Origin of the sequence: Streptomyces sp. RPA4-2 (assembly GCF_012273515.2) — a bacterium.
Lineage (GTDB): Bacteria > Actinomycetota > Actinomycetes > Streptomycetales > Streptomycetaceae > Streptomyces > Streptomyces kaempferi.
Window position 1 is genome coordinate 4149119 of record NZ_CP050975.2, and the last position, 25057, is coordinate 4174175.

Consider the following 25057-nt stretch of genomic DNA (forward strand, 5'->3'; position numbering starts at 1 on the left):
AGGTGCCCGACGGCACGCTGAAGGGCATGGAGATCACCGCTGAGAAACACCCCTCGGCCGTCCGTCGCGGGGCCGCCGGGCTCGCCCTCGCCGCCGCCCTCGCCACCACGATCACCGCCACGGTAAGCTCCCCCCGCCGACGCCGCCACCCCCACCACCACCGTGACCATCGCCGCGGACGCCACCCCCGCCGCCACCGTTGCTTAAGCGTCGCCACCACCGCGGACATCGCCACCGGCGCGCACCCCGTCGTCCCGTACGACTTCGGTGACTGCCCCGACATCCCGGCCGGCGTCGACGCGGCCCGCTGGAAGTGCGAAGTCCTCACCGCCACCGGTTCGTTGACCCTCGGCAGCAGGACGGTTCCCGAGCTGGCGCCGATGACCGTCACCCACGCCGAGGGCCCGCTGCCGGACGGCACGGACGGGCAGGTCTGGGGCGCGCTGCGCTCCACCTCGACCGCCGTCCCCGGCGGCCTCCTCGGCACCGGCACGACAGGTCACGGCCCCTTGTCGCCCCTGGCCCTGCGTCCTGAGTACGGCGGCAGGTCCGACTTCCACTCCACCGGAAACAGCCTGGGCCTGTTCACCCTGCGCTTCCGGGTCCTGAGTCCTGTGCTGCCGCGCGGCTGCGTCATAGGCGGTGACGCCCCCGTCGAACTCCGTCTGCGGCGCGCGGGCGACTCCGAGTGGGTCTCCCAGGACCCGCCGGTCATCAGGTTCGACGCGTACGACGACACCTTCACCGCCCCGGCCGCCGTCGGCTGCGGCCCGCTGGGCCGGCTCGTCGACGACCGGCTCGGCCTGCCGAGAGGGGCCGGGAACGCGATCACCCTGTCCGCGCGGTACACCTTCAAGACGTACGACCGGCTTCCGGCGCTCTGACCTCAGACGGCCGTCCGTACGGACAGCACGGGGGCGACCGGCCGCCGCCGGATGACCAGCGCCATCATCGCCGCCACCGCGCACAGCGCGCCCGAGGCGATCCAGACCATGTCGTACGAGCCGAACGCGTCCCGCGCGACACCGCCGAGGAAGGCGACGAGGGCCGCGCCGATCTGGTGGGAGGCGAGCACCCAGCCGAAGACGATGGCGCTGTCCTCGCCGTACTGCTCACGGCACAGGGCCAGGGTCGGCGGGACCGTGGCGACCCAGTCGAGGCCGTAGAAGACGATGAAGAAGATCATCGGGGGGTGCACGGTCGAGGACATGAGCATGGGGAGGAAGAGGAGCGAGACCCCGCGCAGCGCGTAGTAGACCGCGAGCAGCCGGCGCGGTTCGAAACGGTCGGTGAACCAGCCGGAGGCGATCGTGCCGGCCACGTCGAAGACCCCGATGACCGCGAGCAGGGAGGCCGCCGCCGTGATCGGCATCCCGTGGTCGTGGGCCGCGGGCACGAAGTGCGTCTGGATGAGGCCGTTCGTCGAGGCGCCGCAGATCGCGAAGGTGCCGGCCAGCAGCCAGAAGGGGCCGGTGCGGACGGCGGAGAGGAGGACGGTCACGGCACGCCGGGCCGCGCCCTGCACGGGCGCGGGCTTCGGCACGAACTCGGCCGCCCCGTAGGGCTTCAGACCGACGTCCGCCGGGTGGTCGCGCAGCAGCAGCCAGACGAAGGGGACGACCGCGAGCGCCGCGAGGGCGACCGTCACCGCGGCCGGGCGCCAGTCGTGCTCGGTGACGATCCAGGAGAGCACCGGCAGGAAGATCAGCTGGCCGGAGGCCGAGGCCGCCGTCAGGATGCCGGTCACCAGGCCCTTGCGCGCCGTGAACCAGCGGTTGGTGACCGTCGCCGCGAAGGCCAGGGCCATCGAGCCGGAGCCCAGTCCGACCAGCAGGCCCCAGCAGAGCAGCAGCTGCCAGGCCGCCGTCATCCACACGGTCAGCCCGGAGCCGAGCGCGATCACCATCAGGGCGACCGCGACCACGCGCCGGATGCCGAAGCGGTCCATCAGCGCGGCCGCGAAGGGCGCCGTCAGTCCGTACAGCGCGAGGTTGATCGACACCGCCGCGCCGATCGTGCCGCGCGACCAGTGGAACTCCTGGTGCAGCGGGTCGATCAGCAGACCCGGCAGTGAACGGAAGGCCGCGGCTCCGATGATCGTCACAAAGGTGACGGCGGCGACGAACCAGGCACGGTGGATCCGGGTTCGCCCGGGGACGGAGGGCATCTCAGCGGCGTCCACGGCGTCGGTTGTCTGGGTCACGCCATAGAGCTTCGCTCCCGCGGCTTTCCCGAACGAGTGGCCGGAAGGTCAGTATTCGCTAGGATCGGGCCATGGACCCTCGAGGTACGTTCCGCCGCCACCGCGTCGTCGTGCTCGCCCTCGACGGGCTGCTGCCCTTCGAACTCGGCATCCCGCAGCGCATCTTCGGCAAGTCACGGGACGCCGAGGAACGATCCCTGTACGAGGTCGTCACCTGCTCGGTCCGGCCGCCGGGTCCGGTCGCCACCGACGCCGACTTCGCCGTCCTCGTCGCGAACGGGCCGGAGGCGCTCGCCACCGCCGACACCGTCGTCGTCCCCGCCTCCTACGAACTGGGCCCGGTCCACGAGCAGGGCGTCCTGACCCCCGAACTGGCCGCCGCCCTCGCCCACATCCGCCCCGGCACCCGGCTCGTCTCCATCTGCACCGGCGGATACGTCCTCGCCGCCGCCGGATACCTCGACGGCCGCCCCGCCACCACCCACTGGTCGCACGCCGAGCACTTCCAGCGGCTCTTCCCGCGGATCAAGGTCGACGCCGACGTGCTCTTCGTCGACGACGGGAACGTCCTCACCTCCGCGGGCGTCGCGGCCGGAATCGACCTGTGCCTCCATATCGTCCGCCGTGACCACGGGACGGCCGTCGCCAACGACGTGGCCCGCCGGACCGTCGTGCCGCCGCACCGCGACGGCGGCCAGGCGCAGTACGTCCAGCGGCCCGTCCCCGAGCCGCAGGCGGCCACCACGACCGCGGCCCGCGCCTGGGCACTCGGCCGCCTCGGCGAGCCGATCCAGCTGCGCGACATGGCCGGGCAGGAGTCCATGTCCGTACGCACCTTCACACGCCGCTTCCGCGAGGAGGTCGGCGTCAGCCCCGGGCAATGGCTCACCCTGCAACGCGTCGAGCGGGCCCGGCAACTGCTGGAGTCCAGCGATCTGTCGGTCGACCAGGTGGCGCGGGACGCCGGCTTCGGCACGGCCCAGTCGATGCGGCAGCACCTGCAGGCGGTGCTCGGGGTCACCCCCACCGCGTACCGCCGTACCTTCCGCTCCTCGGGCCGGGAGGCCGGAGGCGGGCCGGCCGGGGGTGACCGCAGCGGTGGCACGCGACTCGGTACCGCGCGGGTGGCCGCCGTCGGCTGACCGGCCCCGGTGGATCTCCCCGGCCCGTGGACACAACCGCCTCCGCGCTGCCTAGAACGTCAGTACCGCGCGTGCCACCCTCCCCTCGTGCGCGTCCTGGGCCGCCTTGTCGAAGTCCTCGACCGGATACGTCCGGGTGACCAGTTCGTCGAGCAGCAGACGGCCCTCGCGGTAGAGGTCCGCGTAGAGGGCGATGTCGCGCTGGGGGCGGGACGAACCGTAGCGGCAGCCGAGGATCGACTTGTCCAGGTACATCGCGGAGACGAGGAAGGACGCCTCGGCGGTGGCGGGCGGTACGCCGAGGAGCACCGCCTGGCCGTGACGGTCCAGCAGGTCGATCGCCCGGCGGACGAGTTCGACGCGGCCGACGCATTCGAAGGCGTGGTCCGCGCCCGTGGGGAGGATCTCGCGGACGGCCTCGGTGGAGGTGAGGAAATGGGTCGCGCCGAACCGGCGGGCCACCGTCTCCTTGGCCGGGTTGGAGTCGACCGCGACGATCTTCAGGGCGCCCGCGATCCGGGCCCCCTGGATCACGTTGAGCCCGATGCCGCCCGTGCCGATCACGAGGACGCTCTCCCCGTGGTCCACCCGCGCGCGGTTCAGGACGGCGCCCACGCCCGTCACCACCCCGCAGCCGATCAGCGCGGCGGACGGCAGCGGGATGTCCTCCGGTATCCGGACGGCCTGGACGGCCTTCACCACCGTCCGTTCCGCGAAGGCCGAGTTGGAGGCGAACTGGTACAGCGGCCGCCCGCCCCGCGTGAACGGCTGCCGCGGCATGCCGATCGCCTTGCGGCACATCGTCGGCCGTCCCCGGTCGCACTCCGCGCACGCGCCGCAGTTCGCGAGTGTGGACAGTGCGACATGGTCTCCGGGCCGGACGTGGGTGACGCCCGCGCCCACCGACTCGACCACCCCGGCGCCCTCGTGGCCCAGCACCACGGGAACGGGGAAAGGTATGGTCCCGTCCACCACGGAGAGGTCGCTGTGGCAGAGTCCGGCCGCGGAGACGGCGACCCGCACCTCGCCGGGTCCCGGATCCCGTACCTCCAGGTCGTCCACGACCTGGGTCTGCTTGCCGTCGAAGATCACGCCTCGCATCGCACCGGCTCCCCTCTCGTCCCCGGGGGCTATCCCCTGGGTTCCTTCGGCAGACCGAGCACGCGCTCGGCGATGATCGTGCGCTGGATCTCGTCCGAGCCGCCGTAGATGGTGTCGGCCCGGCTGAACAGGAACAGGTGCTGGAACGCGTCGAGTTCGTACGGTGCCGCGGCCGACCAGTCCACCGGGCCGGTCGCCGCCTCCGCTCCCCGCACCTGCACCGCGAGTTCACCGAGCCGCTGATGCCAGCCGCCCCACAGCAGCTTGGCGACGCTCGGCGCGCCCACGTCGCCCGAACCGCCCAGCGTCCGCAGGGCGTTCCAGCGCATCGTGCGCAGCTCCGCCCACAGGCGCACCAGCCGGTCGCGGACGACCGGATCACCGGCCGCGCCCGTCGCGACGGCCGTCTCGATCACGCGTCGCAGCTCCGCCGCGAAGCCGACCTGCTGAGCGAGTGTCGAGACGCCGCGCTCGTGTCCGAGCAGGCTCATCGCCACCCGCCAGCCGTTGCCCTCGCCGCCGACGACGTGCTCGGCCCGCGCCCGCGCGCCGTCGAAGAACACCTCGTTGAACTCGCTGGTGCCGGTGAGCTGGCGGATCGGGCGGACCTCGACGCGGCCCGGCTGGTCCATCGGGACGAGGAGCAGGGACAGGCCGTGGTGCCGCGGGGCGTCCGGCCGGGTGCGGGCCAGGACGAAGCACCAGTCCGCCTCGTGGGCGAGCGAGGTCCAGATCTTCTGGCCGCTGACGCGGTACGTCCGTGCGGGCGCGGAGCCCTCTTCCCGTACGGCCGTCGTTCTGATGCCCGCGAGGTCGGAACCCGCGCCGGGCTCGCTGTAGCCCTGGCACCAGAGTTCCTCCCCGCGGGCGATCGGGGGCAGGAAGCGGGCCTTCTGGTCCGCCGTCCCATGGCCGATGAGGGTGGGGGCGAGGAGTTTCTCGCCGATGTGACCCGAGCGGGCGGGAGCCTTCGAACGGGCGTACTCCTCGGCCCAGACGACCTGCTGGGTCAGGCTCGCGCGCCGGTTCCCGTATCCGTCCTCGGGCCATCCGAGGCCGATCCAGCCGTCCCGTCCGAGCTCCCGTTCCCAGTCCCGGCGGCCCGGATCACCCACATGGTGCGCCGCCAGCCAGTCCCGCGCCGTACGCCGGAAGACCTCGTCCCCGGCATCGAATCCGAACTCCACGCGTCGTCCTCCCAGTCGGCCGGCACCACGCCACCCTCACGCGTTCGGCCGCGACTTCTGTGCCGCCGCCCGCGCCATCGCCTCCACCCGCTCCAGCAGCGGCATCGGATCCACCCCCACCGTGCCCGGCAGGAAGTCCGCGATCCGTTCCGGGGTCCAGGCGCCCTCCGCGTACCCGGCCCGCAGTTCCCGCGGCTGCGCCCACACCGCGATCTTCGGTCCGGCGATCGTGTACACCTGTCCGGTGATCCGTTCCTGCCGGGCGCGGTCCGACAGCAGGTAGACCACCAGCGCGGCGACGTCCTCCGGTTCGCCGATCTCCGTCAGTTCCATGGGGACGTTGGCCGACATGCGGGTGCGGGCCACGGGTGCGACCGCGTTCGCCGTCACCCCGTACTTGTGCAGGCCGAGTGCGGCGCTGCGGACCAGCGAGATGATCCCGCCCTTGGCCGCGCTGTAGTTGGCCTGCGCCACGGAACCCTGGTGGTTGCCGCTGGTGAAGCCGATCAGCGTTCCCGAGCCCTGCGCGCGCATGACGGCCGAGGCCGCCCGGAAGACCGTGAACGTGCCCTTGAGATGGGTGGCCACGACCGGGTCCCACTCCTGTTCGGACATGTTGAACAGCATCCGCTCGCGCAGGATGCCGGCCACGCACACGACGCCGTCGATCCGCCCGTACGCCGTGAGCGCGGCGTCGACGACGTGCTGCCCGCCCGCCATCGTGGAGATGTCGTCGGCCACCGCGACGGCTTCCCCGCCCGCCGCCTCGATCTCCTTGACCACGGCGTCGGCGACCGAACTCGTCGGCTCGGCGCCCTCGACGGAGACCCCGTAGTCGTTGACGACGACGCGCGCCCCCTCACCGGCTGCCGCGAGCGCGACGGCGCGGCCTATGCCGCGCCCCGCTCCCGTCACGGCGACGACCTGGCCTGCCAAGAAGTTCCCCACGTCCGGCCCCTTCCCGCAGTTTCTGACGGTCCGTTAGATTCAACTCGGATTCTACGACCCGTCAGTTACCCGGAGACAAGCCCTCGGGGAGGACTCATGTCACTGCCGACGCTCCACCCGGCCTTCCACGAGATCGCGAAGCGCGTGAACAACTGGGGGCGCTGGGGTGCCGATGACGAGATCGGGACCCTGAACCTCATCACCGACGAGGTGGTGCGCCGGGCCGCGGCGGGGGTCCGCTCGGGCCGCCGCGTCCCCCTCGCGCTCCCCCTCCAGCAGGACGGGGTGCAGACCGGGATGATCCCCGGGCGGGTCAATCCGCTGCACGTCATGGTGCAGATCAACCAGGAGGTCTTCGGCCCCGGCACCGTCGCGTGCAGCGACGACGCCGCGACCCTGGGCCTACAGGCGGCGACCCACTGGGACGCGCTGGCCCACGTCTCGCACTCGGGAAAGCTCTACAACGGCCGTCCGGCCGGCACGATCACCCCGCACGGCGGCGCCGCGTTCGGCGGCATCGACAAGCCCCGGCACATCGTCTCGCGGGGCGTGCTGCTGGACGTCGCCCGCGCCCGGGGCGTCGACCGCCTGGACGGCGGGCACGCCGTGACCCCCGAGGATCTGGACGCCGCCGAGGAACTGGCCGGCACCCGGGTGCGGTCGGGCGACATCGTGCTCGTACGGACCGGTCAGATCCAGGTCTGCCTGGCGGGCGACAAGCACGGGTACGGGTATCCGTCGCCGGGGCTGTCCGTCCGCACGCCGGAGTGGTTCCACGCGCGCGAGGTCGCGGCGGTCGCGAACGACACCCTCACGTTCGAGATCTTCCCTCCCGAGATCGAGGACCTCTGGCTGCCCGTGCACGCCCTCGACCTGGTCGAGATGGGGATGCCGCAAGGCCAGAACTGGAATCTCGAAGAGTTGTCCACAGCCTGTGGAGAAGAAGGCCGCTACTCGTTCCTGCTGTCGGCGATGCCCGAACCCTTCGTGGGTGGCACGGGCACCCCGGTCGCCCCCGTCGCTCTGCTGTAGATGGCACATACCCGCACAAAAGGGACCGGAAAGAAACGACAAAAGGCAACGGAAAGAGTCGACTGGCGGCGCGTCACTGCTCGCCCCGAGCACGGCAACGCGCGCCGCCATCCGGCTCCGGCGCACCCACCCTGCCCCTCAGGACCCCGAAGGAGCCGACGCCGAATCACGATCCGCACTCGCCAAGGGCTCCCGTCACCGGAACCCTCGCCGTCCCCTCGCGGCGCATCGCTGTCCATAAGCGTGATCAAACGGACACGTCACGTCAACACCCGTTCGGGGGATTATCACTTATGCGCCCTTTGTGTCGGCGCGCAGAGAAGCACGACCCGGCGCATTCGGCTCGGCCCACTGCCGGAGAACCGGGATTCCTGCATACATGCACGAACCGTGCACGCGTCAGACGGCCTCGTACGCCTCGTAGGCGAAGCCCTGGTAGGTCACATAGGAGGCCGAGGCCTTCGCGACCGGCGTGCAGCGGTCCACCTCGCACCAGATGCTCTTGCCGACGCCCTCGGGGTTCCAGCCCCAGCGGTCCGCGAGCCCGTCGACCAGTTCCAGGCCGCGGCCGTTGGTCTCGTCGCCCTCGGCGTGCCGGGGCCGCGGGGGGCAGTCGCTGGAGTCGGCCACCTCCAGGCGGACCGTGCCCAGCGACTCACCGGGGACGCCCGGCAGGGAGAGACGCAGTACGGCCGGACACCCGGTGTGCACCACGGCGTTGGTGACGAGTTCGGAGACGAGCAGGATCAGCGTCTCGGCGAGCGGCTCATCGGCCTCTATGCCTGATCCGGCGAGCCTCGACCGGGCCCATCTCCGGGCTCGCCCCACCTCTGCGGGGTCGGGCCGGATCTCCAGCTGCACTTGAAGCACCTGCACCGTTCACACCATCCGAACCGGCGGACACATCGCCTCGCGCCTCACGAGGGCCACGATCGTGGCCATGACCTGCATGACCAGAACCAGGATCACGGAACGTGATTCCCTTGAGAGACAGCATGGTTGACGTACAGTCACCCCAACAAGCGCTTCGGGCATATTCCAGCGCGAAGGAGTACGCGTGCGGGATACTGTGCGACGCTCGCCACGGGGAGTCGAACAGGCGGTCACGGGGTCCCGGACCGCCTCGCGAACGGCGAGCATCGCCGGATCCGGCGCGGCCTCAGGGGCAACACCGGGATGGCTCAGTCTCGGAACCGCTCGCATCCCACACAAGGTACCGGAGCACGGCGCCGACTCCAGGCCGTGACAAGTCACGCGTAGGACACAACCCGATATCAACGCTCTGTGATGCCGATATGCCACGATCCGTGACATTCGACGCGACCCGCCCCGGAGCATGCCTGAACAGAGCCTCATCGACCCGCTCCGGCCACCAGATCGTCCGCCAGCAACTCCTCACTCTCCGTAGCCGGACCACCCCGCCGGGTCCGCACCCATGCCCTCTTGAGATACAGATGGACGTCGGACTCCCAGGTGAAGCCCATACCGCCGTGCACCTGGAGGCAGTCACGGGCACCGCGCACGGCGGCGTCGTCCGCGAGCAGCCGGGCCGCCGCGATGTCCATGGGGTCGGCGGTCACGGCGGCCGCGTAGACCGCGGCCCGGGCCAGCTCCACCCGCACCAGCATCTGCGCGCACAGGTGCTTGACCGCCTGGAAGGCCCCGATCGGCTGCCCGAACTGCTCGCGGGTCCGGGCGTGTTGCACCGCCGCCTCACAGGTCCGGGCGGCGTTGCCGAGCTGCTCGGCGGAGGTGAGGAGCGTGGCGAGGGGATCCGAAGGACCGGTGGGGCCTGCGGGGCTGGTGGGACTGGCATCGCCGGGGGGATCGACGGGGAGACCCCCGGGTACCCGGTGCAGCGGTGTCAGCGGGTCCACCGAGGTGAGCGGCACGGCACCGGCGGCACCGTCCCCGGCCGTGCTCCCGGCGGCGTCCCGTACCGCGTCGGACTCGTCCAGCCATTCCACGAGGCCGCCGTACACGGCGGTGACCACGGTCTCGCCGGTCGCCGCCCCGGCCACCTCGCCGGCCGCGAGATGCGTCGCGACCAGCGGGCCCGGGAGCAGCACCCGGCCCGCCTCCTCGAACGCCAGTACCGCCTCGGGCAGCCCGAGTCCGACACCGCCGTCCGCCTCCGGCAGCCGCAGTGAGAAGAAGCCCGCCTCGCCCAGCTCGCGCCACAGTGTCCGGTCGAGACCCCGGCCGCCGCGGGCCACCGCCGCCCGCAGCGCCTCCGGCCCGAAGCGGCCCGCCAGCAGCGCCCGTACGCCGTCCCGCAAGGCGCGCTGGTCCTCGGTGAGTTGGAAGTCCACGGAGTGAGCTCACCGCCCTTTCGGCAGACCCAGGATGCGTTCGGCCACGATGTTGCGCTGGATCTGCGAGGTGCCGGCCGCGATGGTGTAGGACAGGGACGTGAGGCGGTCGCGGGTCCACTCGCGGTCCAGGTCCAGTGCCTCCGGGCCGAGGACCTCGGCGGCGGCGTCGTACAGCTCCTGGCGCGCGTGCGAGTACCGCAGCTTGAAGACCGAGCCGCCGACGCCCGGCACTCCCCCCGTCCGCTCCGCCTCGCTCACGTTCCACTGGGTGAGCCGCCACAGCGCGCGGAACTCGGCGTTGAGCCTGCCCAGCCACCGCCGCAGCACCGGATCGTCCCAGCGGCCGTTGCCGCGCGCCGCGTGGGCGAGTTCACCCAGGACCCGCCGGCACGCCACGACCTCGCCGACGAAGGCGGTACCGCGTTCGTACGACAGCGTCACCATCGTCACGCGCCAGCCGTCGTTCTCGGCGCCGACCCGGTGGGCGACCGGTATCCGCACCTCGTCGAGGAAGACCTCCGCGAACTCGGCCGACCCCGCGAGCGTGCGCAGCGGGCGGACGGTGATCCCCGGGGCGTCCATGGGCATCGCGAGCCAGGAGATGCCCCGGTGCCTCGGTGCGGACGGGTCGGTGCGCACCAGCAGCTCGCACCAGTCGGCGACCTCCGCGTGGGACGTCCAGATCTTGGACCCGCTCACCACGTAGTCGTCGCCGTCGCGCCACGCGCGCGTGCGCAGCGCCGCGAGGTCCGAGCCCGCGTCCGGCTCGCTGAACCCCTGGCACCAGACCTCCTCACCCCGCAGCACGGGCGGCAGCCAGCGGGCCCGCTGGCTGGCGGTCCCCTCGGCGGCGATGGTCGGCCCGGCGTGCAGCAGCCCGACGAAGTTGGCCCCTACGTAGGGGGCTCCCGCCTTCTCCGACTCCTCCAGGTAGATCAGGTGCTGGACCGGCGTGGCCCCCCGGCCCCCGGCGTCGAGGGGCCAGTGCAGTCCGGCGTACCCGGCGTCGTACAGCGTCCGCTGCCATCCGAGGTCGTACGCGCGCCGGCCGGGCCAGTCGTCCGGGGAGGGTTTCGGGGGCAGCGCCGGGATCGCCTCGGCGAGCCACTCGCGCAGCCGGGCCCGGAACTCCTCCTCCTCGGGGGTGTACGTGAGGTCCACGGGCCGGCTACCTGTCCAGGTCCAGGTCCAGCATGCGGATCGCGTTGCCGCGCATCAGCTTGTGGACCGTCTCGTCGTCGAGGCCCTTCACATGGTCGAGGGCGACCTCCTTGGTGTGCGGGAAGGTCGAGTCGACGTGCGGGTAGTCGGTCTCGAAGGTGGCGTTGTCGCGGCCGACGACGTCCAGGGACGCGACGCCGTGCTTGTCGCGGAAGAAGCAGCAGAAGATCTGGCGGTAGTAGTACGTCGACGGGGGCTCCGGGACGAGGTCCTTGACGCCGCCCCAGGCGCGGTGCTCCTCCCAGACGTCGTCGGCGCGCTCCAGGGCGTACGGGATCCAGCCCATCTGGCCTTCGGAGTAGGCGAGTTTGAGGCGGGGGAACTTCACCAGGACTCCGCTGAAGAGGAAGTCCATCATCGAGGCCATCGCGTTGTTGAAGGACAGCGACGCCTGGACGGCGGGCGGCGCGTCCGGCGAGGCGGCGGGCATCTGGCTGCTGCTGCCGATGTGCATGTTCACGACCGTGCCGGTCTCCTGGCAGACCGCGAAGAACGGGTCCCAGTGGCCGGAGTGGATGGAGGGCAGGCCCAGGTGGGTGGGGATCTCGGAGAAGGTCACCGCGCGCACGCCGCGCTCCGCGTTGCGCCGGATCTCCGCGACGGCCAGGCCGATGTCCCACAGCGGGATGAGGCAGAGCGGGATCAGGCGGCCGCCGCTGTCACCGCACCACTCCTCGACCATCCAGTCGTTGTAGGCGCGCACGCAGGCCAGGGCCACCTCCTTGTCGTGCGCCTCGGCGAAGGTCTGGCCGCAGAAGCGCGGGAAGGTCGGGAAGCAGAGGCTGGCCTCCACGTGGTTGAGGTCCATGTCCTTGAGGCGCTCGGCGGGGTCCCAGCAGCCGCGCCGCATCTCCGCGCGGGTGATGCCCTCCAGGGTCATCTCGTCGCGGTCGAAGCCGACGGCGGCGATGTTGCGCTTGTACGGGAACTTGAGGTCCTCGTAGATCCACCAGTCGGTGGGCGGCCCGTCCGGGTCCATGGTGATCCGGTACTTGCCGCCGACGTAGGCGAGCTCACCGATGCCGGCCGTGAGGGGCTTCGGCCCGCGGTCGCGGTACTTCGCGGGCAGCCAGGTCTCGAAGAGGTGCGCGGGCTCGATCACGTGGTCGTCGACGCTGACGATCCGCGGCAGTTCCGTCATGAGTGGCCTCCGCCTGGCATACGTATCTGATGACCCGTCAGATAGCAGGCTAGCTCCGCGCCTATGGACCGACAAGGCGGTGCGGCCTACGCTCCCGATTGGATCTGACAACCCGTCAGCTACAGGGGGCCGTCGTGAACGACACCGCACACGCTCTGGGCGCCTCGCGCACCCTCTGGGAACTGGTCGAGCGCCGCGCCGGCCTCACCCCCGACCGGCCCGTCCTCCTCCAGGGCGACCGCTCCCTGAGCTTCGGCGCCCTGCGGGAGCGGGCCGAGCGGGTGGCGGCGGGCCTGTACGACAGGGGCGTGCGCCCCGGCACGGTGGTCGCCTGGCAGCTGCCCACCCGCATCGAGACGGCCGTGCTGTCCTTCGCGCTGGCGCGTCTGGGCGCCGTCCAGTCCCCCGTGATCCCCTTCTACCGGGACCGCGAGGTCGGCTTCGCGCTGCGGGAGTCCAGGGCCGAGTACTTCGCCGTACCGGGCGAGTGGCGGGGCTTCGACCACACGGCGATGGCTCGGCGGCTCGGCGCGAAGGGCGTCTTCGAGGCGTACGACGTGCTGCCGGACGGTGATCCCGGCGTCCTCCCGCCACCGCCGGCCGACGGCACCTCCGTGCGCTGGATCTACTGGACCTCGGGCACCACCTCCGACCCCAAGGGCGTCCTGCACACGGACCGTTCGCTGATCGCGGGCGGCTCCTGCCTGGCGCACGCGCTGCGGCTGTCGGCCGAGGACGTGGGCTCGATGGCCTTCCCATACGCGCACATCGCCGGGCCCGACTACACCGTGATGCTGCTGCTGTACGGATTCCCCGCGGTGATGTTCGAGCACTTCGCGCTGCCCGCCGCGCTCGGGGACTACCGCGCGCACGGGGTGACGGTGGCGGGCGGTTCGACGGCCTTCTACTCGATGTTCCTGGCCGAGCAGCGCAAGGCGCCCGGCCGGCCGGTGATCCCCACGCTGCGGCTGCTGGCGGGCGGCGGCGCGCCCAAGCCGCCCGAGGTCTACCACCGTGTCGTGCGGGAGATGGGCGTGCAGCTCACCCACGGGTACGGGATGACCGAGGTCCCGATGATCACCATGGGGGCGCCGGACGACACCGCCGAGAACCTGGCGACCACGGAGGGCAGGCCTCCGCAGGGCATGGAGATACGGATCGTGGACGGGGAGGTACGGCTGCGCGGCGAGGCCGTCTGTCAGGGGTACCTGGATCCGGCGCAGACCGCCGAGGCCTTCGACCCGGACGGGTTCCTGATCACGGGTGACGTGGGCCATCTGACGGAGAGCGGGCACCTCGTCCTGACCGGGCGCCTGAAGGACGTCATCATCCGCAAGGGCGAGAACATTTCCGCGAAGGAGATCGAGGACCTGCTGCACCGGCACCCGGCCGTCGGTGACGTCGCGGTGATCGGGCTGCCGGACGCCGAACGCGGGGAACGGGTCTGCGCGGTGGTCGAACAGCCGCCCGGGGCGGCGCCGCTGACGCTCGCGGCCGCGGTCTCGTACCTGCGCGCGGAAGGGCTCTCGGTGCACAAGCTGCCGGAGCAGCTGGAGGTGATGGAGGCCCTTCCGCGCAACGAGACGCTGCGGAAGGTGCTGAAGTACCGGCTCCGGGAGCGGTTCTCGGGGCCGGCCGGGTCGGCGGGGGCTACTCCGGCACCGTGAAGTAGCGGGCGAACGCGGTCACGACCTCCGACTCGCCGATCCGGCCGTCGGCGTCCGTGTCGAGGGCACCGGCCGCCAGTGCGGCGATCTCGTCGCTCACGCCCAGGGCCCTGAGCACGCGCTCGGCGTCCTCGACCGTGGCCGCTCCGTCCCCGTCGGTGTCCGCGACGGCGAGGGCCGCGTGCAGGAAGGGGCGGGCGATCTCCCCGAAGCGGTCGGGGTTGTCCCGCAGCCGCTTCACGGCGCCGTTGACGAACTCCTCCCGGTTGATGCGCTGGTCTCCGTCACGGTCCGCTATCCCCGCCATGCCCTGCCAGAACGCCTCCGCGCCCACGTAGAGGGCCTGGCCCTTGTCGGACCGGGCCGCCGTACCGAACTCGGCGAGGACGGACTTCGCCGCCGCGTTGAAGTCCTCCCGGTCGATGTAGCCGTTGCCGTCCTGGTCGAAGCCCGCGAAACGGGCGGCAATCCTGCGTTCGTACTCGGTACTGACCATGGCCTTCTCGGACCGCCTTACGACTCGGCCGGACTCTGTGCCGGACTGCGGGTTCATCTGGCAGGGAGCGTACGACGGCCCGGCCGCGAAGGGAGCCGGAAAACGACGCTTGTACCAAGACCGCAGGAATTCTTGGACAACTCCGCGGCGCACCGCGGCGCCGGTCGGACGTGGGGCGTGACCCGTGGGATCTCACGCCGAGAGCGGGCTCGACTCCTCGTCGACGGCCGTGAGGGCGTCCGGATAGACGTCGAAGAGACGGCGGACGCCGAGGGCCGCGAGGACACGGTTGACGTGCGAACCGTCGGCGGCTCCCTGGGCCGGCAGGATCAGGCGCAGCCGGCCCTGACAGGAGCGGACCAGCCGGCGGGTGGCGATCAGGACGCCGACACCGCTGGAGTCGCAGAAGAGGACCTCGGAGAGGTCGAGGACCAGACTGCGGCGGCCTTCCGCCACCGCGTCGTGCACCCGCTGGCGCAGCACCGGTGACGTCGCGAGATCCATCTCGCCCGACACCCGGAGCACGGCCCATCCGCCCAGTTCGCCGTCGGTCACCTTGAGCGTCACCGCGTCGCCTCTCGCTCGCCTCGCCCACCAGGAAACGGAAGCAGTTCCTACGCTTCCTTTCAGCGCGGCTGCCCAACCGTCGTTCCATGAAACACCGGACCGCGATCGATGAAACGTCGGTCTACGGTCGAAAATGCTGAACGAGCGAACTGTTTCGGTCGCATGTTGGTCACGTACGGTCTTATTCGATCGGATGTGCGGGGTAAGTGAGGGGCTTTTACCATTCCCGGCCCGCCCAGGGGCGCACGTTGGCGTAAAGGGGCGTGCGCTGTCCTACGTGCCGACTACATTCGAGACAGCGATGCGCACAGGCTGGACACGCACAGACACACCGGGCACGAGCAGGCGCGAGGGGGCCGTATGGCGGCGAAGGACGCACCGCCCCGCTGGGACCGCAAGATGCAGCAGCGGCTCGCACGCGGGGAGGCGGCGGCGCTCGGTGAGCTCTACGACCGGTTCGCCTCCCTGGTGCACGGCCTCGCGCACCGCGTGCTCGGCGACGAGCGGGCCGCCGACGGGATCACCCGCGAGGTGTTCGTCCACGTCTGGGAGAACCCCGAGTCGTACGACCCGAAACAGGGCCCGCTGCGGTCCTGGGTCGCCACGCTGACCCATCGGCTCGCCGTTCAGCGGCTGCGCGCGACCGAGACCGCCGCGCTCGCCCTGGAGGGCGGGGGCACCACCGAGGAGCTGGAGCGCAAGGTGCGCAGTGCGTCCGTCGCCGCCCGCGCGGACTACATCGTCACGTCCATGCCCACCCCGCTGCGGGCCGCGCTGGAGCTGGCGTACTTCCAGCGCCGCGACTACCGCCAGGCCGCCGCCGATCTCGGCGTCACCGAGGACGAGGCCCGGCGCCGGCTCCGCCTCGGCCTGCAACTGCTGTCCACCGCCCACGACGCCGGGTCCCCCGGCGGGCCGCCCGGGTTCGGGGGTGCGCGGTGACGGAAGGAGCGGGCCGGTCCGACGGCTTCGACGAGCACGAGGCCGGCAAGGGGCCCCGGGAACGCATGGAGCGCGAGGAGCACTGGGAGCGCGAGGAGAAGGAGCGCCCGGGGAAGGAACACGAGACGTCGTACGAGGGGAAGGACCGTGGTCCCGCTGGGTCCGAAGGCGGTGACAGCGATGTCGGCGACGCCCGCGGCTCCGGTGACGGCGGCTTCGGCGCCGGGGGCGGCGGCGGTTCGGGCGGTTCCGCCGGTGTCGGGCAGCCGTCGCGCATACCGACGCCGCGTTCGTCCGTCGAGGACACCGGGCTGCCGCTGCCGGCGCCCGCGCCGCTCGTCCTGGAGCACCGGGTGCTGAAGTCGCTTCTCGGCGCGTGGGCGCTGGCCGCGTGTTCGGGCGAGGAGACCGCCGCGGTCGAGGAGCATCTCGGGGAGTGCGGTGCGTGCGCCGACGAGGCGCTGCGGCTGCGCGGGGCGGTCGGGCTGCTGCATCCGCCGGAGAGCCTCGACCTCGACCCCGCGCTGCGCACCCGGGTCCTGGAGAGCTGCCTCGACCGGCGTCCGCCGCGCATCCCGGTGCCCGAGTGGGCGGCACCCTACGACGCGGAGACCGCGCGGCTCGACGCGCTGCTGCAGGACATAGCGGACGCGGAGTGGCACGCCCCGGTTCGGCTGCGCTGGTTCGAGGACGACGGGCCGGTGAGCCGTCGGACGACGGTCGCCGGGGTGATCGCGCATCTGCTCAGCGTGGACGGGCTGGTCGGGGTCGCGCTGGGCCTGGACGATCCGCTCGGCGGGGCCGCCGCGCGCGTACGGGCGGGGGCCGAGGCGGCGGCCGCCGCGGAGGGGCCGGACCCTGCCGTGCCGGAGGCCGCGACGCCCACCGGGCGCACCGAGGCCTACTGGCGTGCCTCGCACTTCCCGCCCACCCGGGCCGTGCGCGGGCCCTGGCGGGAGCAGAGCCACCATCTCGTCCGTACGGTGGCGTTCGCCGGCGGGGGTTCCGGACGGCTCGCCGTGTCCTACGGCGGCTTCGCGCTGCCGCTCCGTGACTCGATGCTGGACCGGGCCTTCGAGTGCTGGGTGCACGCCGGGGACATCGCGGACGCGGTGGACTATCCGTACGAGCCGCCGGCCGCCGCGGCATCTGCACCGGATGATCGATCTCGCGGCGCGGATGCTGCCCATGTCGCTGGCCGAGCGGCGGCGGGCGGGGCGGGCGGCTCCGGCCTCGCGTCATCTGGTCGCGGCGGGGGCGCCCGGGCGCAGTCTCCGGCTGGAGATCGAGGGGGCGGGGGGTGGGGAGTGGCTGATCCCGCTCGACTCGTAAGCCGCTGTGGCGTCCGCCGAGCACGAGGTCGCTCATGTCGCTCTGGACGGGGTGGAGTTCTGCCGGCTGGCGGCCGGGCACGTGTCGCCGGAGGAAGCGGCGGCGGGGCAGGTCGGTGACCGGGAGGCGATCAGGGATGTGCTGTTCGCCGCGGCGGCGTTGAGCCGGATGTAGGCGCCGGGGGCGTTTCCTCGCCCCCGGCGTTCCGTCCCTGGGGGCTCCGCCTCCAGACCCCCGCCAAGGGGCTGCGCCCCCTGGACCCCCGCATCGCCCGAAGGGCTCGTCCTCAAACGCCGGACGGGCTGAGGTACCCAGCCCGTCCGGCGATTGAGGGCAAGGCCCTCAAGGCCGATGCGGCCCCCAGGCAGGGGCAGCCGGCCTAGGCGAAGATGACCGTGCGGCGGCCGTTCAGGAGGATTCGGCGTTCCGCGTGCCACTTCACCGCGCGCGCCAGCGCCCGGCACTCCACGTCCCGGCCGAGCGCGACGAGCTGGTCGGGTGTCACGTGGTGGGCGACCCGCTCGACCTCCTGCTCGATGATCGGCCCCTCGTCGAGGTCCGCGGTGACGTAGTGCGCGGTGGCGCCGATGAGCTTGACGCCCCGGGCGTGCGCCTGGTGATACGGCTTGGCGCCCTTGAAGCTCGGCAGGAAGGAGTGGTGGATGTTGATGATCCGGCCGCTGAGCTGCTTGCACAGGTCGTCGGAGAGCACCTGCATGTAGCGGGCCAGGACGACCAGTTCGACGCCCTCGGCCCTGACCAGCTCCAACAGCTCCGCCTCGGCCTGCGCCTTGGTGTCCCTGGTCACCGGAATGTGGTGGAAGGGGATGTTGTAGGAGTCCACAAGCTCGGCGAAATCCGTGTGGTTGGACACCACGGCCGCGATCTCGACGGGCAACGCCCCGGTCCGCGCCCGGAACAGCAGGTCGTTGAGGCAGTGGCCGAACTTGCTGACCATGAGGACGATGCGCATCTTGTCCTCGGCCCGGTTGATCTGCCAGTCCATGTGGAAGGAGTCACCGATGGCCGCGAAGGTCGCCCGCAGTTTGTCCACGGTCACCGGCGACTCCGCCGAGAAGTGGACGCGCATGAAGAACAGGCCCGTGTCGTGGTCGCCGAACTGCTGACTGTCCTCGATGTTGCAGCCGGTCATGAAGAGGTAGCTCGACACGGCGTGCACGATCCCCTTCTTGTCCGGGCAGAAGAGGGTCAGGACGTACTGCTCGGCGGGCTCGGCGGCGGGCTCGACGGCACGCACGGACTGCTCGTTCATGCGGCACAGGGTCCCATACGGGGCCCCCGCGACGGACGACCGTCCCGCCACGCGGACGCCCGCGCCGGAGCGCTACGCCGAGCGCGTCATGATCCGCAGTACCTCCAGCGTCCGCGGCGGGACGTCGGGGTCCTCGCCGTCGCTCGCGGCCAGTCGCACATGCGCGTCCCGCGCGGCCCGGACCGCCTCCGGCCAGGCCGCGTGGTCGACGTACGCGGAGACGGGCGCGTCGGGTCCGACCTGGTGCACGATCCGCAGGACGCGGAGCACCGCGGTGTCGACGAGGGCCGCCTCCTGGGAGTCCCGGAAGATCGTGCCGACGTACTTCTCGGCGGACCAGTTGTCCAGCCAGGTGTCCTCGACCAGCCGGTACACGGCGTCGGTGACGTCCCCGTATCCGTCGACCCCGGCGAGCCAGACATCACGCTGGAAGGCGGGGTCGGAGAGCATGTGCAGCGCGGAGCGCACATTGCTGCGCCAGCGCCACCACGGCATGTCGTTCAGTGGCATGCCGCCCATGGTGGGGGAGCGACGGCCGCGACGGGAAGAGTTCTCCGAACCTTGCACGGTCACCGATCGTACGTTCTTCATGAAAAGCAGATCATCCGCCCCTCCAATTCACCCCTATGTCACCTCGTGTTGACCGGGGGTCACACACGGGTTTGTGATGTGGGGGAATCGTGCGTGTCCATGACCGGCAGGCGACGTACCCGCACCACCTCACCCACCCGCCCCCGACCCGCCAGGGCCAGACCGCTGTCCGCGGCCGCGCTGGTCGCGTGCGCGTCGCTCGCCGTCGGCTGCGGGGTCGTGCCCGGTGTCATGGGAGGTTCCGGGGACGACACCATCAAGGTGATGACCTGGGCCCCTCAGGACACCGCCGCGACCAACAAGCCCGGCATGCCCGCCATGGCCGAGGCCTACGCCCGCTGGGTGAACGCGCACGGTGGCATCAAGGGCCACAAGCTCACCGTCCTGACCTGCAACGACCACAACGACACGGTGGGAGCCGCGCAGTGCGCCCGGCGCGCGGCCAAGGAGAACGTGGTCGCCGTCGTCGGCTCGTACAGCCAGCACGGCCGCTCGTTCCTGGCTCCGCTGGAGGCCGCCGGCATCCCGTACATCGGCGGCTACGGCGTCACCGACGACGAGTTCACGAGCCCGGATTCCTACCCGATCAACGGGGGCGCGCCCGCGCTGCTCGCCGGTCTCGGGCAGCAGCTCGGCAAGAAGTGCGGCCCGGTGTCGCTGATCCGCCCCGACACCGTCGCGGGCGACCAGCTCCCGGTGCTGCTCGACGCGGGCCTCAAGTCACAGCAGCACGCGCCCGCCGAGGACCAGCGCGCCGCCGAGGACGCGACCGAGTACTCCCGGCAGGCCAAGCGTGCTCTCGAGCGCGCCACCGTGAACCCGCAGACCACGGGGTGCGTGGTGACGGCGCTCGGGGACCGCACGGACACCTTCATGGACTCCTTCCGGCGCGGCCGCGCGGACTACCGGAAGGTGGGGACGGGCACGGTGCTCGGCAGCGTCGACCAGTCGCGGATCGACGCCAGCGGCGGGAAGTCGGGCCCCTACGAGGGCGCGTACGTCACCGGCTGGTACCCGGTGGCCAGCGACCCGCGCTGGGACCCGATGCGCAAGGTCATCAAGGAGCAGGCGTTCGGCGACAACCGGATCGACCCCGCGGACGCCGGGGTGCAGACCACCTGGATCGCGTACAACGTGTTCAAGAAGATCGTCGAGTCGCTCGGCGGCGACGTGACCTCGAACGCGATCCGGCAGACCCTCGACAACGGCCTCAAGGTGACCACGGACCGGCTCACCCCGACACTCAGCTGGCGCTTCGAGGACCTGATCGCGGCCGTCGACTTCCCGCGCCTGGTCAACGCCCATGTCACGTTCCAGGTGGTGCGGGGCGGTCAACTGGTCTCCGCGCAAGGCGGATTCGTCAACGAGGCGAAGACACTGGAGAACGCGGACCAGCACTGAAACGCCTGGGGCCCGCCCCGCCGGATGATCCGGCGGGGCGGGCCCCAGGGGTTTTCACAGCTGGATCGGTGTGCGCCGCGTCAGTCCGTACTTCGACGCGATGGAGTTCCACAGCCCGGCGGCCTTCGACTTCTGCGCACTCGCGGTGCCGCTGGCCGCGTTGGCCGCCTGGGTCTGGCCGGTGGTGCGGGCGTGACCGCCCTTGCAGCCCTTCTTGCCGCCGACCTGGTCGGCCCAGGTCGCGTAGTGGTTGTCGGCCGCCGCGGAGGCCTTCCACGCGTTGTTCAGCGCGGTGGTCAGCTCGGCGTGGTTCGGGAGCTTGTCGACGGAGAGGGCGGAGAGCCGGGTGACGAGCCCGGCGCGCTGCTTGGCCGCGCCCCGCAGATCGCCGGCCGCCTGGCCCAGGTTGTTGCACGCCTTCACGTTCTCGACGGCCTTGACGACCGAGTCACGGCTGTTGTTGCTGTCCGCGAGGAGCTTGTCCAGCGCGACGGCCTGTGCCTTGGCCGGGTCGGCACCCGCGGACGCCGAACCGTCGGTGGCGGCGGCCGTCGCCGACACGTTCTTGCTGCCGCCGCCCGCGCTGTCGCCGCTCCCACCGCCGCTGAGCAGGGCACCGGCGCCGACACCGAGCACGACGATGCCGATGCCGACGGCAGCGATCAGCGGGACGCGTGAGCCGCCGCGCCCGCCACCGCCCTCGGCGGGCGCGCCACGCCGGGTGGCGGCCCGTCCGCCCGGTCCGCCGGGCGCCCCCGGGGCCTGCGCGCCGTACGGGGCCTGCGCGCCGTACGGGGCCTGCGCGCCGTACGGAGCCTGTGGGGTGTGTGGGGCCTGTGGGGTGTGTGGGGCCTGCGCTTCGAAGCGCGGAAGCTGCTGCGTGGACGCGGGCGCTTCCGGTGCGCTCGACTCGGCGCGGAAGAGATTGTCGAACTCCGCGGGCGGTTGCCGGTCCTCCGGGCCGCCCGGGCGTATCCCGTACGACGCGCCGGGCTGATCGGCGGGCACCGGAGCCATGAACTGGGTGGCCTCGGCGTCCGGGTTCGCGGCCGGGGACGGCGATCCCGCGCCGGGCATCCCCTGGGGCGCGTGCCCCGGGAACTGCGTCCCGCCCCCGCTCACCTCGGGCGGCAGGGCGCCGGGGCCGATCGGCGGGAGGAACTGGGTCGCGCCCTCGTCGGCGGCCGGGACGGGCGGGATGTACTGCGTGGCACCCTCGTCGGCGACGGGCGGCAGGGCACCGGGGGCGACGGCGTGCGGAAGCGACCGGCCGCCCGCGGGCTGCTGCGAGCCCACGGGTCCGGCTCCCGCGTACCCGTCGTGGGCCTGGCCGCCCTGAGCGCCGTACGCCTGGGCCTGTCCGTTGTCGTACGAGCCGTTGCCGTACGAGCCGTTGCCGTACGCGGACGGCCCGTGGCCGCCGTACGACGGCGACTGCTGCCCGCCGTAGGGCTGGGGCTGCGCGCCCTCGGCCGGGAGCGGCCCGGCGCCCGACGCCTGTGCGCCCTGCTGGGCCGACGTGCCCCAGCGCGCGTCCGGGGTCTGGTCCGACCCCGCCGGCCAGCCGGCGGAACCCACGGAACCCTGGGACGACACCTCGTGGGCGCCCCAGTCCGGACCCGGCTCGGCGGCCCGGTGCGCACCGGGCTCGCCCCAGGCCTGGGTGCCGTCCGCCGGCGGCCCCCAGCCCTCACCGGGCTGTGGGGCCGGGGCGGCCGCGGGGTCGGGACCCCACGGCCGGTCCCAGGACCGGCCTCCCGCCGGAACGGCCTGGTCGCCCGTCATGCCCGGCAGCAACGGCTCGCCACCGTCGGAGGGCAGCACGATGCCTTCACGCGCGGGGCGCGCCGAGGGCTGCTCGCCCTGTCCACTCTGCGTCACCGGGACTCCTACTGATGGGGGACCTTTCGGAATCGTCGGCTCACGCTACCGGGTCCCCACGAGCCCGTGCCACGCAGCACAGGTCATCACCCCGCCCCCGGTGACCGGGGTAACGAATACGTCCCGCCGTGCGCTGTATTCTCCTCCTCTCCCACGGGACACCGTCGTTTTCCCGCCGTTCACGCCCGCGCTCACAAAACGTTCACGCCGCGGCCTGCAGCTCCAGCCTTGCCCCGAACTCCCTCACCACCGGCTCGTCCCGGTACGGATCGAGGCGTTGCTGCAGGTCCTCCACGTACTCGGCGCCGCGGTTGGAACGCAGGGTGCCCAGCAACTCGACCGCCCGCAGCCCCGTATGACACGCCTGCTCCACCTCGCGCTGCTGGACCTGCGCGGTGGCGAGCAGCACATAGCCGATGGCGCGGCGGCGGGCCCGCGACTCCGGATGCCCGGCCAGCGACTCCTCCGCGCACCGCGCGGCCGCCTCCGACTGCCCCAGGTCACGGTGGCAGTGCGCCAACTCGTCGGCGAGATAAGCCTCGTCGAAGTGCGCGATCCACGCCGGGTCGTCGCCCGAGGCCGCGTCGGCGGACTCCAGGGCGGTGACCGCGCGCCCCGACGCCACCTGCGCGGCGCGCGCGTCGCCCAGCAGGGCGTGCCCGCGCGCCTCGGCGGCGTGGAACATCGACTCCGCGCGCGGTGTCACCCGCCCCCGCGCGCCCTCCTGGGCGGCGCGCGCCAACTGCGCGATCTCGCGCGGGTTGCCGAGCTGCGCCGCCAAGTGGCTCATGGACGCCGCGAGTACGTAGCCGCCGTAGCCCCGGTCCCCGGCCGCCTGGGCGAGTCTCAGCGCCTGGATGTAGTAGCGCTGGGCGAGTCCCGGCTGACCGGTGTCGATGGCCATGTAGCCCGCGAGCTCCGTCAACCGGGACACGGCTGCGAAGAGTTCGCGCCCGACCGCCTCCCGGTAGGAGCCCGCGAGCAGGCCGGAGACCACGCTGTTGAGGTAGTGCACGACGACCGGGCGCACATGGCCGCTGCCGTACTGGTGGTCGAGGTCCACCAGGGCCTGGGTCATCGCGCGGACCGCCGCCACGTCCGAGAGCCCGACCCGCGGGCCCGCCGCGCGCGCCACCTGGGAGTCCGGCGCGGAGATCAGCCAGTCGCGGCTGGGCTCGACGAGCGCGGAGGCGGCGACGGACGAGCCGGACAGGAAGTCCCTGCGCCCGACGTCGCTCCGCCACAGCTCACACACCTGCTCGATGGCGCCGAGGACGGTCGGCGAGAACTGCAGGCCGACGCCCGACGCGAGGTTCTTGCCGTTCGCCATGCCGATCTCGTCGATCGTGACCGTACGGCCGAGCTTGCGGCCCAGCGCCTCCGCGATGATCGCGGGCGCCCGTCCCCGCGGCTGCTGGCCTCGCAACCAGCGCGCCACGGACGTCTTGTCGTAGCGCAGATCGAGACCGTGCTCCGCGCCGCACATGTTGACCCGGCGGGCCAGGCCGGCGTTGGAACAGCCCGCTTCTTGGATGAGCGCCTGCAGTCGTTCGTTCGGCTGCCGCGCGACGAGCGGCCTTGCGGCCATGGCGTACCCCCTGTGGCTGCGGTGCTTGCCCACGCACCGATGTGACGTGTCCTCACCGGCCGGCGTCATGGAACGAGGCCGGCCATGAAGATCAATGCCCCGCAGACATACCGAAGATGCGGGACATGTGAGGATTGCCGGGGTAAGGGCGGTTGCCCGACCCCTCCCCTGGTTACCCACCCCCCGCTGCCGTTCCCCACGCGCGCCCCCACCCGTGCATCCATGCGCCCCACATGCGGGAACGATGCCCCTCCCCCGCGCACAGGACGCCCGTAACCCCCCGTGGCCACCAGAGTTGTGTTCATCGTGGAAGAGACCATCGCGGGGCCCGAGGCCGCCCAGATCCCGAAGCAGCGCGGCGAACCGCTGCTGGACACCGCCGTGCGATATGCCGAGGAACGCCACTGGGACGTGTTCCCGGGAGCCTGGCTGGAAGTCGTCGACAGGACCCAGCGCTGCTCCTGCGGCGACGGCGGGTGCTCCGCCCCCGGCGCGCATCCGGCGCGCGACGACTGGGCCACGCAGGCGACCGGCAGCGCGACCGTCGCCCGCCGCATGTGGTCGAAGCAGCCCACGGCGTCGATCCTGCTGCCCACCGGGCGTACGTTCGACGCGATCGACGTGCCCGAGTCGGCCGGCTTCCTCGCGCTCGCCCGCATGGAGCGGATGGAGCTGACGCTCGGTCCGGTCACCTGCACCCCGGACCGGCGCATGCACTTCTTCGTACTCCCCGGTGCCGCCGCGAAGGTCCCCGACCTCGTACGCGCGCTCGGCTGGCCGTCGGCCTCGCTCGACCTCGTCGCGCTCGGCGAGGGCTCGTACGTCGCCGCCCCGCCGACCCGGTTCGGGTCCCGGGGGGCCGTGCAGTGGGCCTGCCGTCCCACGCCCGCCAACCGATGGCTGCCGGACGTGGAGGAGCTGATCTCACCGCTCGCCTACGCGTGCGGACGGGACCGGTAGGGCTGTAGGACGGTAGGGCTGTAGGACGGTAGGGCTGTGACGCGGAAGGACCGTGGCCCTGATCCGGCC

Annotated in this window: 21 protein-coding genes and 1 pseudogene; 8 read left to right on the top strand and 14 right to left on the bottom strand. The window is 72.1% G+C overall.

Going from position 1 to position 25057, the window contains the following annotated elements; genetic code table 11:
- Positions 1-26: 26 nt before the first annotated feature.
- The gene (locus tag HEP85_RS18025; RefSeq protein WP_369657751.1) at positions 27-884 is read left to right on the top strand and encodes a hypothetical protein; all 858 of its coding nucleotides are present in this window, start codon (positions 27-29) and stop codon (positions 882-884) included.
- 2 nt (positions 885-886) lie between these two features.
- Here HEP85_RS18025 and HEP85_RS18030 read toward each other — a convergent pair whose 3' ends face one another.
- Positions 887-2167 carry an MFS transporter gene (locus HEP85_RS18030; protein WP_168533746.1) on the bottom strand — a complete coding sequence of 427 codons (1281 nt, stop codon included), beginning with the start codon at positions 2165-2167 and terminating at the stop codon, positions 887-889.
- Positions 2168-2274: 107 nt separating this feature from the next.
- Here HEP85_RS18030 and HEP85_RS18035 point away from each other — a divergent pair, with 107 nt between their 5' ends.
- Positions 2275-3345 (top strand): GlxA family transcriptional regulator, encoded by a 1071-nt coding sequence (locus HEP85_RS18035; RefSeq protein WP_248001977.1) that lies wholly within the window; start codon positions 2275-2277, stop codon positions 3343-3345.
- A gap of 51 nt (positions 3346-3396) precedes the next feature.
- Here HEP85_RS18035 and HEP85_RS18040 read toward each other — a convergent pair whose 3' ends face one another.
- Genes HEP85_RS18040 through HEP85_RS18050 form a run of 3 tightly spaced genes read right to left on the bottom strand, consistent with a single transcriptional unit; the run spans position 3397 to position 6581 of the window.
- Positions 3397-4446 carry a Zn-dependent alcohol dehydrogenase gene (locus tag HEP85_RS18040; protein ID WP_168528660.1) on the bottom strand — a complete coding sequence of 350 codons (1050 nt, stop codon included), beginning with the start codon at positions 4444-4446 and terminating at the stop codon, positions 3397-3399.
- Positions 4447-4475: 29 nt separating this feature from the next.
- Positions 4476-5633: an acyl-CoA dehydrogenase family protein gene (locus tag HEP85_RS18045; RefSeq protein ID WP_168528661.1), complete on the bottom strand. Its 1158-nt coding sequence runs from the start codon at positions 5631-5633 to the stop codon at positions 4476-4478.
- A gap of 36 nt (positions 5634-5669) precedes the next feature.
- On the bottom strand, positions 5670-6581 hold the full coding sequence (locus tag HEP85_RS18050; protein WP_168528662.1) for an SDR family oxidoreductase: 912 nt from the start codon (positions 6579-6581) through the stop codon (positions 5670-5672).
- A 96-nt stretch (positions 6582-6677) separates the two neighbouring features.
- On the opposite strand from HEP85_RS18050, the gene HEP85_RS18055 reads away from it, so the two are divergent.
- Positions 6678-7613, top strand: a complete 936-nt coding sequence (locus HEP85_RS18055; RefSeq protein ID WP_168528663.1) for a cyclase family protein — start codon at positions 6678-6680, stop codon at positions 7611-7613.
- Positions 7614-8012: 399 nt separating this feature from the next.
- Here HEP85_RS18055 and HEP85_RS18060 read toward each other — a convergent pair whose 3' ends face one another.
- The 4 genes from HEP85_RS18060 to HEP85_RS18075 form a co-directional block, all read right to left on the bottom strand.
- The gene (locus tag HEP85_RS18060; RefSeq protein WP_211118015.1) at positions 8013-8489 is read right to left on the bottom strand and encodes an ATP-binding protein; all 477 of its coding nucleotides are present in this window, start codon (positions 8487-8489) and stop codon (positions 8013-8015) included.
- A gap of 476 nt (positions 8490-8965) precedes the next feature.
- Complete coding sequence (locus HEP85_RS18065) at positions 8966-9925, bottom strand: acyl-CoA dehydrogenase family protein (protein ID WP_168528664.1); 960 nt, start codon at positions 9923-9925, stop codon at positions 8966-8968.
- A 9-nt stretch (positions 9926-9934) separates the two neighbouring features.
- Positions 9935-11089 (bottom strand): acyl-CoA dehydrogenase, encoded by a 1155-nt coding sequence (locus HEP85_RS18070; RefSeq protein ID WP_168528665.1) that lies wholly within the window; start codon positions 11087-11089, stop codon positions 9935-9937.
- 7 nt (positions 11090-11096) lie between these two features.
- Positions 11097-12290, bottom strand: a complete 1194-nt coding sequence (locus tag HEP85_RS18075) for an amidohydrolase family protein (RefSeq protein WP_168528666.1) — start codon at positions 12288-12290, stop codon at positions 11097-11099.
- A 134-nt stretch (positions 12291-12424) separates the two neighbouring features.
- Between HEP85_RS18075 and HEP85_RS18080 the strand changes: the two genes are divergently transcribed.
- The gene (locus HEP85_RS18080) at positions 12425-13957 is read left to right on the top strand and encodes a class I adenylate-forming enzyme family protein (RefSeq protein WP_168528667.1); all 1533 of its coding nucleotides are present in this window, start codon (positions 12425-12427) and stop codon (positions 13955-13957) included.
- Here the strand turns inward: HEP85_RS18080 and HEP85_RS18085 are convergent.
- Positions 13941-14453 (bottom strand): EF-hand domain-containing protein, encoded by a 513-nt coding sequence (locus tag HEP85_RS18085; RefSeq protein ID WP_168528668.1) that lies wholly within the window; start codon positions 14451-14453, stop codon positions 13941-13943. The two genes, HEP85_RS18080 and HEP85_RS18085, sit on opposite strands and share 17 nt — an antisense overlap.
- A gap of 192 nt (positions 14454-14645) precedes the next feature.
- Positions 14646-15020: an STAS domain-containing protein gene (locus tag HEP85_RS18090; RefSeq protein ID WP_148008956.1), complete on the bottom strand. Its 375-nt coding sequence runs from the start codon at positions 15018-15020 to the stop codon at positions 14646-14648.
- A gap of 360 nt (positions 15021-15380) precedes the next feature.
- Here HEP85_RS18090 and HEP85_RS18095 point away from each other — a divergent pair, with 360 nt between their 5' ends.
- Positions 15381-15962, top strand: coding sequence for a sigma-70 family RNA polymerase sigma factor (locus tag HEP85_RS18095; protein WP_168528669.1), 582 nt, complete (start codon positions 15381-15383; stop codon positions 15960-15962).
- 275 nt (positions 15963-16237) lie between these two features.
- Positions 16238-17468, top strand: a pseudogene (locus tag HEP85_RS18100) (zf-HC2 domain-containing protein).
- A gap of 205 nt (positions 17469-17673) precedes the next feature.
- On the opposite strand, the gene purU reads toward HEP85_RS18100, so the two are convergent.
- Positions 17674-18567 (bottom strand): formyltetrahydrofolate deformylase, encoded by an 894-nt coding sequence (gene purU, locus HEP85_RS18105; protein ID WP_168528670.1) that lies wholly within the window; start codon positions 18565-18567, stop codon positions 17674-17676.
- A 72-nt stretch (positions 18568-18639) separates the two neighbouring features.
- On the bottom strand, positions 18640-19140 hold the full coding sequence (locus HEP85_RS18110; RefSeq protein WP_168533752.1) for a hypothetical protein: 501 nt from the start codon (positions 19138-19140) through the stop codon (positions 18640-18642).
- A gap of 117 nt (positions 19141-19257) precedes the next feature.
- Between HEP85_RS18110 and HEP85_RS18115 the strand changes: the two genes are divergently transcribed.
- On the top strand, positions 19258-20559 hold the full coding sequence (locus HEP85_RS18115) for an ABC transporter substrate-binding protein (RefSeq protein ID WP_168528671.1): 1302 nt from the start codon (positions 19258-19260) through the stop codon (positions 20557-20559).
- Positions 20560-20613: 54 nt separating this feature from the next.
- Here HEP85_RS18115 and HEP85_RS18120 read toward each other — a convergent pair whose 3' ends face one another.
- Both HEP85_RS18120 and HEP85_RS18125 read right to left on the bottom strand, forming a co-directional pair.
- A complete protein-coding gene (locus tag HEP85_RS18120) occupies positions 20614-22440 on the bottom strand; it encodes a hypothetical protein (RefSeq protein ID WP_369657752.1) in 1827 nt (608 codons plus the stop codon).
- Between the two features lie 202 nt (positions 22441-22642).
- Positions 22643-24028: a transcriptional regulator gene (locus tag HEP85_RS18125; RefSeq protein ID WP_168528673.1), complete on the bottom strand. Its 1386-nt coding sequence runs from the start codon at positions 24026-24028 to the stop codon at positions 22643-22645.
- 297 nt (positions 24029-24325) lie between these two features.
- Here HEP85_RS18125 and HEP85_RS18130 point away from each other — a divergent pair, with 297 nt between their 5' ends.
- A complete protein-coding gene (locus tag HEP85_RS18130) occupies positions 24326-24988 on the top strand; it encodes a bifunctional DNA primase/polymerase (RefSeq protein ID WP_168533754.1) in 663 nt (220 codons plus the stop codon).
- The last annotated feature ends 69 nt before the right edge of the window (positions 24989-25057 follow it).

Excerpts from the sequence above, each read along its gene's own strand:
- HEP85_RS18025 (WP_369657751.1), top strand. The coding sequence starts at position 27 with ATGGAGATCACCGCTGAGAAACACCCCTCGGCCGTCCGTCGCGGGGCC.
- HEP85_RS18030 (WP_168533746.1), bottom strand. The coding sequence starts at position 2,167 with ATGCCCTCCGTCCCCGGGCGAACCCGGATCCACCGTGCCTGGTTCGTC.
- HEP85_RS18035 (WP_248001977.1), top strand. The coding sequence starts at position 2,275 with ATGGACCCTCGAGGTACGTTCCGCCGCCACCGCGTCGTCGTGCTCGCC.
- HEP85_RS18040 (WP_168528660.1), bottom strand. The coding sequence starts at position 4,446 with ATGCGAGGCGTGATCTTCGACGGCAAGCAGACCCAGGTCGTGGACGAC.
- HEP85_RS18055 (WP_168528663.1), top strand. The coding sequence starts at position 6,678 with ATGTCACTGCCGACGCTCCACCCGGCCTTCCACGAGATCGCGAAGCGC.
- HEP85_RS18075 (WP_168528666.1), bottom strand. The coding sequence starts at position 12,290 with ATGACGGAACTGCCGCGGATCGTCAGCGTCGACGACCACGTGATCGAG.
- HEP85_RS18085 (WP_168528668.1), bottom strand. The coding sequence starts at position 14,453 with ATGGTCAGTACCGAGTACGAACGCAGGATTGCCGCCCGTTTCGCGGGC.
- HEP85_RS18095 (WP_168528669.1), top strand. The coding sequence starts at position 15,381 with ATGGCGGCGAAGGACGCACCGCCCCGCTGGGACCGCAAGATGCAGCAG.
- purU (WP_168528670.1), bottom strand. The coding sequence starts at position 18,567 with ATGAACGAGCAGTCCGTGCGTGCCGTCGAGCCCGCCGCCGAGCCCGCC.
- HEP85_RS18115 (WP_168528671.1), top strand. The coding sequence starts at position 19,258 with ATGACCGGCAGGCGACGTACCCGCACCACCTCACCCACCCGCCCCCGA.
- HEP85_RS18125 (WP_168528673.1), bottom strand. The coding sequence starts at position 24,028 with ATGGCCGCAAGGCCGCTCGTCGCGCGGCAGCCGAACGAACGACTGCAG.